We start from the raw sequence: 13,207 nt of genomic DNA on the forward strand, positions 1-13,207 counted from the left end.
GGCGTTGGCGTGGGCATTTCGGGCACGATGGGACGAATCGGCGGCGCGTCGCACTCTCAACGAGGCGGTGCGTGTCGCTCGTCGTCATCAGCTGCACCACGTCGAGGCCCTCGCCCTCATGAGCCGCGCCGCGGTCCTCCTCGAGCTGGGCAGCTCGACGGCGTCGGCTCGCGACCTCGCCGTGGCGGCCGAGGCCATCGCCCGGGCGAACAGCGTCGACGGTGCCGAGCAACGCAGGCTTCTCGCCCAGATCCAGCTGTCCCGGGCGGTCGCCGACCAGGCCGCGGGCCGCCTGGCCGCCGCCGAGGCGAAGCTCAGATGGGTGCTGCGCGTGCCCGGTGTCGACGACCGGCTCGCGGCAGTGGCCAGCAACAACCTGGCGCTCGTGCTCGCGGAACGGGGCGTGTACGACTCGGCCCTCCTCCAGGCCGACGAGGCCATCCGGCGATCTGCCCAGCTGCCGGCCCTGCAGGCGATCCTGATCCAGACCCGCGCCTGGATCGCCGTCCGGGCGGGCCACCTGATCGAGGGGCTCCGCGAGTTCCACCGGTCGGCCGAGGCCTACGAGCGGGCCGGGATGCCGCTGGGGGAGTACTACACGGAGTACGCGGACGCGATGGTCGACCTGCGGCTGCTCCCGGAGGCGTCCGTGGCCGCCGAGCGAGCCGCCGAGGAGTTCGTCCTCGCGGGCGTGCCGCTGCTCGCCACGGAGGCGCGGCTCCGTCTGGCACGGATCTCGCTGCTCGCCGGTGAGCTCGATCGCGCGGGAGCGCTCGCCGACGAGGTCGCCGACGAGGCCCGGCGCCAGCGGAGGGGGGTCTCGCGGGACCACGCGGTGGTCATCGGGGTGGAGTCGCGGCTCCGTCTGGGCCGGGCCGGTCCGGCCGAGCTCGTCGTCGCGCGCCGGGCCGCGGGCCGCTTCGAGCGTGCCGGCAACCTGCACAGCGCCGTCGAGGCCTACCTGGTCGCGGGCCGCGTGGCGCTCGACATCCATCGGGACCGGGACGCCGTGCAGACGTTGTCGCGGGCGGACGGCCTGGCACGGTCGGGTCAGGTCCTGGTGCGGCTGCGTGGCCGGGTCGCCGCCGCGCTGGCCGCCCGGGTCGAGAGTCGGTCGCACGATGCCCTCGCCCACTGCCGCTCCGGTCTGCGGGACCTCGCGCACCATCGGTCCAGCCTGCCGACGATCGAGCTGCGTGCGCTGGCCTCCGGCCACGGCGCCGAACTGGGCGAGATCGGTCTGGGTGTCTACCTGGACCGCGGCTCACCGGCTCGCACCCTCGCCTGGATGGAGCGCACCCGGGCAGCGGCGCTGCTCGCGCGGGCACCCGCCGTCTCGGTCCCGCTCACCCGCGCGCATCAGCACCACGACGCGGAGCCGTCGGACAGCGTCGACCGCTCCGGACCCGGCGCGGAGCGGCACGACGAGCACCGGCTGCGCGCGGCGGAGTGGCGACAGACCCTCGAGCCGCAGAGAGCAGATCCGTCCATCGACGTCGTCGGTCTCGCGGATCTGCGCGCGAGCCTCGGTGAGCGGACGCTCGTGGAGTTCGGACGTTTCGAAGCGCGCCTCGTCGCCGTCGTCGTCGAGCCGCGCCGCGCACGCCTGGTCGAGCTCTGCTCGGACGGCGAGGTCATGGACGAGCTGCGCCCGTTGCTCTTCGCGCTGCGCCGGCTCGCGAACCCCCGTGGCTCGGCAGCGGCGGGTGCGGCGCGGGCGAGCGCGGACCTGCGCATCGCTCGCCTGCGCGCCCTGCTGACGGCGCCGCTCGGCGTCCCGGCGGACGCGGAGCTCGTCGTCGTCCCGGTCGGCGTTCTGCACGGCGTGCCGTGGTCGTGCCTGMACGACGGACCGCTGACGCAGGCGCCCTCGGCGACGTTCTGGGTGCGCACCCGACGGGCGGCCCTCGCGCACACGAGCCCGGGGCGCACCGTGCTCGTCGCAGGGCCCGAGCTCGACGGTGCGCGCGAGGAGGTCGTGACCCTCGAGAAGGTCCATCCCGGGGCGCAGGTCCTCACGCGCGAGCAGAGCCACGCGGAGGCTGTCGTCGCGGCGCTCACGGACGCGGACCTCGCGCACCTCGCCTGCCACGGCTCGCCCCGCGCCGACAACCCGATGTTCTCGTCGCTGCTGCTCGCGGACGGTCCGGTGACGGTCCAGGAGCTGCACGGTGCGGGCGTCGCGCCGCACCGGCTCGTGCTGGCGTCCTGCCATTCGGGCGCGGACGTCGCCTACCTGGGCGACGAGGTGCTCGGGTTCGTCAGCGCCATGCTTGCCCAGGGCACGGCGGGAGTCGTCGCCAGCATCGCCGCCGTTCCCGACGTCGCGGCGGTCGACCTCATGCTCGAGCTGCACCGCGAGCTGCGCGAGGGCAGGACGATGGCCCGCGCCCTGCACGCCGCCCGCGGACGCATCGACCGTCAGAGCCCCGAGGGCTTCGTCAACTGGTGCACGTTCAGCGCGCACGGCGCGGCCTGAGCCACGGTCGTCGTCGGCGCGGACCCGCGCCGACCGGTCAGCCGTGACCGTGGTGCGACGACCCCATCCCCGGCATCCCCGGTGCGGCGGTGCCGGCGGCGGTCGCCGCAAGACCCGGCACGGTGATCGCCGCCGCGACCAGGGAGCCGACCGCCAGGACGGTCAGGCGAGCGACCGGCCCGGCGGCCCTCGCCGACCCCACGGACCGCAGGCAGACCGCCAGGAGGACCGCGGCCGCGAGCTGCAGGGTCACGGCGACCGCGTTGGCGAGTCCGAGCGTGCCCGTGGCGCTCGCCGCTGCTGCCAGCCAGCCGACCGCGCCGCCGAGCAGGACGCCGAGTGCGACGCGGGGGAGCGGCGCCGGACCGCGCAGCGCGACGACGGCCCAGACCAGCTCGGCGGCGCCGAGCGCGAGCGCCCCGACCCCGAGCCCGAGGTGGTGCGCGACGTGCTCCGACCCCAGCGCGACCAGGACGAGGCCCGCGCCGAGGGCCGCGTAGGCCGACCCGGTCCGACCGACGAACGCGAGGGCGTCCTCGTCGGGCGCGAAGGGCAGTGTCGGCCGGGCGGTGGCGAGCACGGTCATGCCGTCCGCGCGCTGCCGACCTCGCGCCGGCTCGTGTCGGCGGCGAGGCCGACGCCCAGCAGGAGGATCGCGCTGGCGAAGTGCAGGACGTTGTCCGCGCCGTTGAGGGCGAGGATGTTCGCGCTGGAGCCGACCAGGAACAGCCCGAGGATGCCGACCAGCAGGTACACCGCGCCGATGGTCGTGTTCATACCCTTGGCGGCGCGCACCGACGAGCGCGCGGCGATGAGGAGCGCCGCGCCGATGAGCAGGTGGACGATGTTGTGCAGCGGGTTGACGTCGAAGACGATCAGCGGCTCGCCCTCCGTGGCGGCGAACGAGACGCCGCCGGTGACGACGAACCCGGCAAGACCGACGAGCAGGTAGACGACGCCGAAGATCGTCCCGACGAGGCGGTTCGGGGACTGGGTCATGAGTGGCTCCTTCGTAGGACGGGTACGTGCATGCACCACATGGTTCGGACCGAGACCGTGCCCGGATGGGGACGGATTTGGTCGTCGTCGCCCGGTGCCGTACCTTGGGAGCATCCAAAGACCGCCGGTCGTCGGTCCGTCGTGCTCACACCAGTGCGCATCTCGGTCCGCCCGAAGTCCCGCAGCAGCGGAGGCCAGCGCAGGTGAGAGTTCCCGGATGGATCGGTTCGCGCCGATGTGCCTGACGAGCCCCGCGCCTGCGCGGGGCTCTTTCGTTTGCGGGGCGTGACGACCGGTGGCACCACCATCGGAAGGATTGCCATGGCGAGGCCGGACAAGGCAGCCGCTGTCGCAGAGCTCACGGACCTGTTCCGCGACTCCAACGCGGCCGTGCTGACCGAGTACCGCGGGCTCACCGTTGCTCAGCTCAAGAAGCTGCGCAAGGCGCTCAGCGGCAACGCAACGTACTCCGTGGTGAAGAACACGCTGACCGCGATCGCGGCCAAGGACGCCGGACTGACTGGCCTCGACGACGCGCTCGCGGGCCCGTCGGCGATCGCCTTCGTCTCCGGCGACCCGGTCGAGGCGGCCAAGGGACTGCGTGACTTCGCCAAGGCGAACCCCGCACTGGTCATCAAGGGCGGTGTCCTCGACGGGCGCGCCCTGACCGCTGCGGACGTCACCAAGCTCGCGGACCTCGAGTCCCGTGAGGTTCTGCTGGCCAAGGCCGCCGGCGTGTTCAAGGCGTCGCTGTTCCAGGCGGCCTACCTGTTCACCGCCCCGGCCGCTCAGGCTGCACGCACCGTCGACGCTCTCCGGCTCAAGCTGGAGGAGTCGACCGAGGTCGCTGCCTGAGCCGTCGGCTCCAGGCACTCACTGAACCCCCGCTCGGTCCGGCCGCCGTGGCCACCGAGCATCGAACGGAAGGAACCGCCATCATGGCGAAGCTCACCACCACCGAGCTCATCGACGCGTTCAAGGAGCTCTCCCTCATCGAGCTCTCCGAGTTCGTGAAGGCGTTCGAGGAGACCTTCGAGGTCACCGCTGCTGCTCCGGTCGCCGTCGCGGCCGCTCCGGGCGCCGGCGGCGGCGCCGCCGAGGCCGAGGCCGAGGAGGAGAAGGACTCGTTCGACGTCGTCCTCGAGGCCGCCGGTGACAAGAAGATCCAGGTCATCAAGGAGGTGCGCGTCCTGACGTCCCTCGGCCTGAAGGAGGCCAAGGACCTCGTTGACGCCGCCCCCAAGGCCGTCCTCGAGGGCGTCGCCAAGGACGCTGCCGAGAAGGCCAAGGCGACCCTCGAGGCCGCTGGCGCCACCGTCACCCTCAAGTGATCACCGCCTCCGACCAGGTCGGTCCGCCGACCGGTCGGAGGTAGGGAGCAGCGCTCCCGCAGCACGTCCGACGAAGCCCGTGCCCCCACGAGGGGTGCGGGCTTCGTCGCGCCGCGACCGTCGCGGTCACCCGGTCCGTCCACAGCCGGACGGGTGCCAGGCTTTCGTCGGCCCGCGGGGTGTGCCACCATGTGCGCGGCGACAACGTCGTCGCCGGACGGGCGGAGCCGCCTGTTCTACCGGACGCCTCAGGGTCCACGTCGATGTCGACGGGGAGCTCGCCCCGAGGTGTCGATGCCGGGTGGACTTAGCCACAGCGGCCGAGTATGCTAGCGCTTTGCGCTGGCCTGTGCCCGCGATCCCGTATAACCCGAGCCCACCCTCGTCGTTCGTACACGACGTCCGGAGGCTCGCCGGCCGGGGGATCGCGCCTAGCCAGGACCAGCGCAGCGTGCACTCGATCCGCTGGGAAGGACCCCTCTTTTGGCTGCCTCGCGCACCCCTTCTGCTCCGACCGCCGACGCCATCGCGAACCGCACCGCATCCCGCCGTATCTCTTTCGCCAAGATCCACGAGCCCCTCGAGGTCCCGGACCTGCTCGGTCTGCAGACGGAGAGCTTCGACTGGCTGCTCGGCAACGAGAAGTGGCAGGGCCGTGTGGCCAAGGCCCTCGAGGCCGGTCGGCAGGACGTTCCCGAGACCGCTGGTCTCGAGGAGATCTTCGAGGAGATCTCACCTATCGAGGACTTCGGCGGATCCATGTCGCTGTCGTTCCGCGAGCACCGCTTCGAGCCGCCGAAGTACACGGCCGAGGAGTGCAAGGAGAAGGACTTCACCTTCGCCGCCCCGCTGTTCGTCACGGCGGAGTTCGTCAACTACACCACCGGTGAGATCAAGAGCCAGACGGTCTTCATGGGCGACTTCCCGCTCATGACGGAGCGCGGCACCTTCATCATCAACGGCACCGAGCGCGTGGTCGTCTCGCAGCTCGTGCGCTCGCCCGGCGTGTACTTCGAGCGCACCGCCGACAAGACGTCCGACAAGGACGTCCTCACCGCCAAGGTCATCCCGAGCCGTGGTGCCTGGCTCGAGTTCGAGATCGACAAGCGCGACAACGTCGGCGTGCGCGTCGACCGCAAGCGCAAGCAGAACGCCACGGTGCTGCTCAAGGCGCTCGGCATGACGGACGCGGAGATCCGCGAGGAGTTCGCGGCGTACCCGGCCGTCATCGACACCCTGGACAAGGACCACGTCCAGACGCAGGACGAGGCGCTGCTCGACCTCTACCGCAAGATCCGCCCGGGCGAGCCGCCCACGGTCGAGGCCGGTCGCGCGCTCATCGAGAACTTCTACTTCAACCCGAAGCGCTACGACCTGGCGAAGGTCGGCCGCTACAAGCTGAACAAGAAGCTCGGCCTGGACGTGCCGCTCGCGGACTCCGTGCTGTCCAAGGACGACGTCGTCGCGACCATCAAGTACCTCGCGTCGCTGCACATCGACCTGCCCACGCTGCCCGGCACGCGGGCCGGCGAGTCGGTCGACATCCGCGTCGAGCCCGACGACATCGACCACTTCGGCAACCGTCGCATCCGCGCGGTCGGCGAGCTCATCCAGAACCAGGTCCGCACGGGCCTGTCGCGGATGGAGCGCGTCGTGCGCGAGCGCATGACGACGCAGGACGTCGAGGCGATCACGCCGCAGACCCTGATCAACATCCGCCCCGTGGTGGCGTCGATCAAGGAGTTCTTCGGCACGTCGCAGCTGTCGCAGTTCATGGACCAGAACAACCCGCTCGCGGGTCTGACGCACAAGCGTCGCCTGTCCGCGCTCGGCCCGGGTGGTCTGTCCCGCGACCGCGCCGGCATGGAGGTCCGTGACGTCCACCCGTCGCACTACGGCCGCATGTGCCCGATCGAGACCCCTGAGGGCCCGAACATCGGCCTCATCGGCTCGCTCGCCACGTACGGGCGGATCAACCCGTTCGGCTTCGTCGAGACGCCGTACCGCAAGGTCATCAAGGGCAAGGTCTCGGACGAGGTCCACTACCTGACGGCCGACGACGAGGACCGCCACGTCATCGCGCAGGCGAACGCCCCGCTCAAGGCGAACGGTGCCTTCGAGGAGGACCGCGTCCTCGTCCGCGTCAAGGGCGGAGAGATCGAGTACGTCGCCGGCGAGGCCGTCGACTACATGGACGTCTCCCCGCGCCAGATGGTGTCGGTGGCCACGGCCCTGATCCCGTTCCTCGAGCACGACGACGCCAACCGCGCCCTCATGGGTGCCAACATGCAGCGCCAGGCCGTCCCGCTGGTCCGTTCCGAGGCCCCGCTCGTGGGCACCGGCATGGAGCGTCGTGCGGCCATCGACGCGGGCGACGTCATCGTCGCGACGAAGCCGGGTGTCGTCACCGAGGTGTCGGCCGACCTGATCGTCGTCGCCAACGACGACGCCACCACGTCGACGTACCGCGTGGCGAAGTTCCGCCGCTCGAACCAGGGCACCTCGTACAACCAGCGCGTGCTGGTCGACACCGGCGCCCGCGTCGAGGTCAACTCGGTGCTCGCCGACGGCCCGGCCACGGACGAGGGCGAGCTCGCGCTCGGCCGCAACCTGCTGGTCGCGTTCATGTCGTGGGAGGGCCACAACTACGAGGACGCGATCATCCTGTCGCAGCGCCTCGTGCAGGACGACGTCCTGTCCTCGATCCACATCGAGGAGCACGAGGTCGACGCGCGCGACACCAAGCTCGGCCCGGAGGAGATCACGCGGGACATCCCGAACGTCTCCGAGGAGGTCCTCGCGGACCTGGACGAGCGCGGCATCATCCGCATCGGCGCCGAGGTCGCGGCCGGCGACATCCTCGTCGGCAAGGTCACGCCCAAGGGCGAGACCGAGCTGACCCCGGAGGAGCGCCTGCTCCGCGCGATCTTCGGCGAGAAGGCGCGCGAGGTCCGCGACACGTCGCTCAAGGTCCCGCACGGCGAGTCCGGCACGGTCATCGAGGTCCGCACGTTCAGCCGTGAGGACGGCGACGAGCTGCCCGCCGGCGTGAACGAGCTGGTCCGCGTGTACATCGCGCAGCGCCGCAAGATCACGGACGGCGACAAGCTCGCCGGCCGTCACGGCAACAAGGGCGTCATCTCCAAGATCCTGCCCGTCGAGGACATGCCGTTCCTCGCGGACGGGACCGCGGTCGACGTCGTCCTCAACCCGCTCGGTGTGCCCGGCCGCATGAACGTCGGCCAGGTCCTCGAGACGCACCTCGGCTGGGTGGCCAAGCAGGGCTGGGACATCCAGCTCGCCGAGGGTGACGTCTCGTGGCGGGACGACGTCCCGGCCATCGCCGCGTCGTCGCCGGCCGGCAACCCGGTCGCGACGCCCGTGTTCGACGGTGTCCCGGAGACGACCCTCACGGGTCTGCTCTCGGCCACGCTGCCGAACCGTGACGGCGAGCGCACCGTGGGTGGTGACGGCAAGGCGCGCCTGTTCGACGGGCGCTCCGGCGAGCCGTTCCCGGAGCCGGTCGCGGTCGGCTACATGTACATCCTCAAGCTGCACCACCTTGTCGACGACAAGATCCACGCACGCTCCACGGGTCCGTACTCGATGATCACGCAGCAGCCGCTGGGTGGTAAGGCGCAGTTCGGTGGCCAGCGGTTCGGCGAGATGGAGGTCTGGGCCCTGGAGGCGTACGGCGCTGCCTACACGCTCCAGGAGCTCCTCACCATCAAGTCGGACGACGTCCCCGGCCGCGTGAAGGTGTACGAGGCGATCGTCAAGGGGGAGAACATCCCCGACTCGGGCATCCCGGAGTCCTTCAAGGTGCTCCTCAAGGAGATGCAGTCGCTCTGCCTGAACGTGGAGGTGCTCTCCTCGGACGGCGTCTCCATCGACATGAAGGAGAACGACGACGAGGTCTACCGCGCAGCGGAGGAGCTCGGCATCGACCTGTCCCGGCGCCCGAACGCCAGCAGCGTCGAAGAGATCTGACGTCGAGCCCCGGTGCGGCTGCTCTTACGAGATGCCGCACCGGGTGCCCGCACAAGTACCCCTAGAAACATTTCCGTTCCGCCGGGCTGCATTCACAGAATGAAAACCGGCAAGCGAAGGAAGTAGGACCCCCCTTGCTCGACGTCAACGTCTTCGACGAGCTGCGTATCGGCCTTGCCTCGGCCGACGACATCCGTGCCTGGTCGCACGGTGAGGTGAAGAAGCCCGAGACCATCAACTACCGGACCCTGAAGCCGGAGAAGGATGGCCTGTTCTGCGAGAAGATCTTCGGTCCCACCCGGGACTGGGAGTGCTACTGCGGCAAGTACAAGCGCGTGCGCTTCAAGGGCATCATCTGCGAGCGCTGCGGCGTCGAGGTGACCCGCTCGAAGGTCCGTCGTGAGCGCATGGGCCACATCGAGCTGGCCGCGCCCGTCACGCACATCTGGTTCTTCAAGGGTGTGCCGTCGCGCCTCGGCTACCTGCTCGACCTCGCCCCGAAGGACCTCGAGAAGGTCATCTACTTCGCGGCCTACATGATCACCTGGGTCGACGTCGACGGTCGGCACGAGGACCTCCCCAACCTCCAGAACGGGATCGACCTGGAGAAGAAGGAGATCTCGGACCGCCGCGACAACGACATCAACACCCGCGCCCAGAAGCTCGAGGCCGACCTGGCCGAGCTCGAGGCCGAGGGTGCCAAGGCCGACGCCCGCCGCAAGGTGCGCGACTCGGCCGAGCGCGAGATGGCTCAGCTGCGCAAGCGTGCCGACCTCGAGCTCGACCGCCTGGACCAGGTCTGGGACCGGTTCAAGAACCTCAAGGTCGCGGACCTCGAGGGCGACGAGATGCTGTACCGCCAGCTCCAGGACCGGTACGGCAACTACTTCGAGGGCTCGATGGGCGCCGCGGCGATCCAGAAGCGTCTCGAGGCGTTCGACCTCGAGGCCGAGTCCGACTCGCTGCGCGAGATCATCAAGACCGGCAAGGGCCAGCGCAAGACGCGTGCCCTCAAGCGCCTGAAGGTCGTCAACGCGTTCCTCACGACGACCAACTCGCCCACCGGCATGGTGCTCGACGCCGTCCCGGTCATCCCGCCGGACCTGCGTCCGATGGTCCAGCTCGACGGTGGCCGTTTCGCCACCTCGGACCTGAACGACCTGTACCGCCGCGTGATCAACCGGAACAACCGCCTCAAGCGGCTGCTCGACCTCGGCGCGCCCGAGATCATCGTCAACAACGAGAAGCGGATGCTCCAGGAGGCCGTCGACTCGCTGTTCGACAACGGCCGCCGCGGCCGTCCGGTGACGGGTCCGGGCAACCGCCCGCTCAAGTCCATCTCGGACATGCTCAAGGGCAAGCAGGGTCGGTTCCGTCAGAACCTGCTCGGCAAGCGCGTCGACTACTCGGGCCGTTCGGTCATCGTCGTCGGCCCGCAGCTCAAGCTCCACCAGTGCGGCCTGCCGAAGCAGATGGCGCTCGAGCTGTTCAAGCCGTTCGTGATGAAGCGCCTGGTCGACCTGAACCACGCGCAGAATATCAAGTCGGCCAAGCGCATGGTCGAGCGCGCGCGTCCCGTCGTCTGGGACGTGCTCGAGGAGGTCATCACGGAGCACCCGGTGCTGCTCAACCGCGCACCCACGCTGCACCGTCTCGGCATCCAGGCGTTCGAGCCCCAGCTGGTCGAGGGCAAGGCGATCCACCTGCACCCGCTCGTCTGCGCCGCGTTCAACGCGGACTTCGACGGTGACCAGATGGCCGTCCACCTGCCCCTGAGCGCCGAGGCGCAGGCCGAGGCCCGCATCCTCATGCTCTCGAGCAACAACATCCTCAAGCCGTCGGACGGTCGTCCGGTGACCATGCCCTCGCAGGACATGATCATCGGCCTGTACCACCTGACCAACGACAAGGACGAGGCGCTCGGCGCCGGCCGCGCGTTCAGCACGGTCTCCGAGGCGATCATGGCGTTCGACCAGGGCAGCCTGGACCTCAACGCCGTGGTGAAGATCCGCTTCGACGACCTGGTCCTGGCCGAGGAGGACGCGCCCGAGGGCTGGACCGAGGGTGAGCCGCTGCTCTTCGAGACGACCCTGGGTCGTGCGCTGTTCAACGAGCTGCTGCCCGTCGACTACCCGTACGAGAACGGCGTCGTCGACAAGAAGCGTCTCTCGGTCATCGTCAACGACCTGGCCGAGCGCTACCCGAAGGTCGAGGTCGCGGCCTCGCTCGACGCCCTGAAGGAGGCCGGCTTCCGCTGGGCCACCCGCTCGGGCGTGACGATCTCCATCTCCGACGTCGCCACCCCGGCGGCGAAGGCGGAGATCCTCGAGGCGCACGAGGGTCGCGCGGCGAAGGTGCAGGGCCAGTACGAGAAGGGCCTCATCACCGACGACGAGCGTCGCCAGGAGCTCATCGAGATCTGGACGCAGGCCACCGACAAGGTCGCCGACGCGATGCGGGAGAACTTCCCGCGCCAGAACACCGTCTACAAGATGGTCGGCTCGGGTGCGCGTGGTAACTGGATGCAGGTTCGCCAGATCGCCGGCATGCGTGGCCTCGTGGCCAACCCGAAGGGCGAGATCATCCCGCGCCCGATCAAGTCGAACTACCGCGAGGGGCTGTCGGTCCTCGAGTACTTCATCGCGACGCACGGTGCCCGCAAGGGTCTGGCGGACACCGCTCTGCGGACCGCCGACTCGGGCTACCTGACCCGTCGTCTGGTGGACGTCTCGCAGGACGTCATCGTCCGTGAGGACGACTGCGGCACCGAGCGTGGTCTGACCATGCCGATCGGTGTCCCCGGGTCGGACGGCGCCCTGCGTCGTCACGACAAGGTGGAGACGAGCGTCTACTCGCGCACGCTGGCGAGCGACATCGAGGTGGACGGCGAGATCATCGGCCACGCCGGTGACGACGTCGGCGACGTGCTGCTCGACCGCCTCCTCGAGGCGGGCGTCGACACGCTCAAGATCCGCTCGGTGCTCACCTGCGAGTCCCGCGTCGGCACCTGCGCGCGCTGCTACGGCCGTTCGCTGGCCACCGGCAAGCTCGTCGACATCGGCGAGGCCGTCGGCATCATCGCGGCCCAGTCGATCGGTGAGCCCGGCACGCAGCTGACGATGCGTACCTTCCACACCGGTGGTGTGGCGTCGGCCGACGACATCACGCAGGGTCTGCCGCGTGTCCAGGAGCTCTTCGAGGCCCGCACCCCCAAGGGTGAGGCGCCGATCGCGGAGTTCTCGGGCCGCATCGCGGTCGAGGAGGGTGACCGTTCGCGTCGTCTCGTCCTCACGCCGGACGACGGCTCGGAGGAGATCGCCTACCCGATCACCAAGCGTTCGCGCCTGCTGGTCTCGGACGGCGACCACGTCTCGGTCGGCACCCAGCTGGTCGTCGGTGCGGTGGACCCGAAGAAGGTCCTGCGCATCCTCGGCCCGCGTGCCACGCAGAAGCACCTGGTCGACGAGGTGCAGGTCGTCTACTCCTCGCAGGGTGTGGACATCCACGACAAGCACATCGAGGTCATCGTGCGGCAGATGCTGCGTCGCGTGACGGTTCTCGACTCCGGCACCACCGACCTGCTGCCCGGCGAGCTCGCCGAGCGTGGGCGCTTCGAGGACGCGAACCGCGCAGCGGTGTCCGAGGGCGGCCAGCCGGCGTCGGGCCGTCCGGAGCTCATGGGCATCACGAAGGCGTCGCTCGCGACGGACTCGTGGCTGTCGGCGGCCTCCTTCCAGGAGACCACCCGGGTGCTCACCGAGGCCGCGATGTCGGGTCGTTCCGACCCGCTGCTCGGCCTCAAGGAGAACGTCATCCTCGGCAAGCTCATCCCGGCCGGCACGGGTCTGCCCCGCTACGGCAACATCGCGGTCGAGCCCACCGAGGAGGCCAAGGCCGAGCTGTACCCGACCTTCGGCTATGACGAGATCGACTTCCCCGCCCTGGGCCTCGGCTCCGGCGAGGCGATCCCGCTCGAGGACATCGACTTCGGCGACTACCGCTGATCTCGACCTCACCTGCCTGACCCCGAGGGGGCCCACCGTKMACGGTGGGCCCCCTCGGGCGTTCGTGCCGCGCCTCCGAGCCGCATCGTTCGATACCGTGGCCGCCATCGACGTGGACGGACGAGATGGGGGCACCTCGTGAGCGACAACCCGCTGGTCGCCTCGCGCGTCGACACGTCCACCGCGTTCGGTGGTGCGGGTGTGCTGGATTCGGTCACCAGCCTGTGCTCGTCGTTGGAGTCGGGGTCGTGGGTCGCGGTCGGGCTGTCCGGGGTGGGTGCGGCGCTGGATGTGGCGGCGACGGTGATCGATCCGTTGGGGTCGTTGATCGGTGCCGGGCTCGGGTGGTTGATGGAGCACCTGGAGCCGCTCAAGGGGTGGTTGAACGACCTGACCGGTGATGC

At 70.0% G+C, this 13,207-nt stretch carries 8 protein-coding genes; 6 read left to right on the forward strand and 2 right to left on the reverse strand.

From position 1 onward, the window contains the following. The first annotated feature begins 67 nt into the window (after nucleotides 1-67). Nucleotides 68-2,479, forward strand: coding sequence for a CHAT domain-containing protein (locus AC1DQC_RS16130; RefSeq protein ID WP_477052250.1), 2,412 nt, complete (start codon nucleotides 68-70; stop codon nucleotides 2,477-2,479). A gap of 37 nt (nucleotides 2,480-2,516) precedes the next feature. Here the strand turns inward: AC1DQC_RS16130 and AC1DQC_RS16135 are convergent, their stop codons facing one another. Continuing rightward, nucleotides 2,517-3,065, reverse strand: coding sequence for a hypothetical protein (locus tag AC1DQC_RS16135; protein ID WP_477052251.1), 549 nt, complete (start codon nucleotides 3,063-3,065; stop codon nucleotides 2,517-2,519). Further along, the gene (locus tag AC1DQC_RS16140) at nucleotides 3,062-3,478 is read right to left on the reverse strand and encodes a DUF4383 domain-containing protein (RefSeq protein WP_477052252.1); all 417 of its coding nucleotides are present in this window, start codon (nucleotides 3,476-3,478) and stop codon (nucleotides 3,062-3,064) included. Before AC1DQC_RS16140 ends, AC1DQC_RS16135 begins: the two co-directional genes overlap by 4 nt. Nucleotides 3,479-3,799: 321 nt before the next feature. Between AC1DQC_RS16140 and rplJ the strand changes: the two genes are divergently transcribed. From rplJ to AC1DQC_RS16165, 5 genes are all read left to right on the forward strand, one after another. Beyond that, on the forward strand, nucleotides 3,800-4,333 hold the full coding sequence (gene rplJ, locus AC1DQC_RS16145; RefSeq protein ID WP_477052253.1) for a 50S ribosomal protein L10: 534 nt from the start codon (nucleotides 3,800-3,802) through the stop codon (nucleotides 4,331-4,333). A gap of 83 nt (nucleotides 4,334-4,416) precedes the next feature. Continuing rightward, a complete protein-coding gene (gene rplL / locus AC1DQC_RS16150) occupies nucleotides 4,417-4,809 on the forward strand; it encodes a 50S ribosomal protein L7/L12 (protein WP_477052254.1) in 393 nt (130 codons plus the stop codon). Nucleotides 4,810-5,292: 483 nt separating this feature from the next. Continuing rightward, nucleotides 5,293-8,799, forward strand: coding sequence for a DNA-directed RNA polymerase subunit beta (gene rpoB, locus AC1DQC_RS16155; RefSeq protein ID WP_477052255.1), 3,507 nt, complete (start codon nucleotides 5,293-5,295; stop codon nucleotides 8,797-8,799). Nucleotides 8,800-8,933: 134 nt separating this feature from the next. Next, entirely contained in the window at nucleotides 8,934-12,803 is a 3,870-nt protein-coding gene (locus AC1DQC_RS16160; RefSeq protein WP_477052256.1) for a DNA-directed RNA polymerase subunit beta', read from the forward strand. Between the two features lie 138 nt (nucleotides 12,804-12,941). Then, nucleotides 12,942-13,207 (forward strand): hypothetical protein (locus tag AC1DQC_RS16165; RefSeq protein WP_477052257.1); only part of this gene is annotated, 266 nt, incomplete at its 3' end.

It is taken from the genome of Cellulomonas sp. P4_H12 (genome assembly GCF_056400905.1).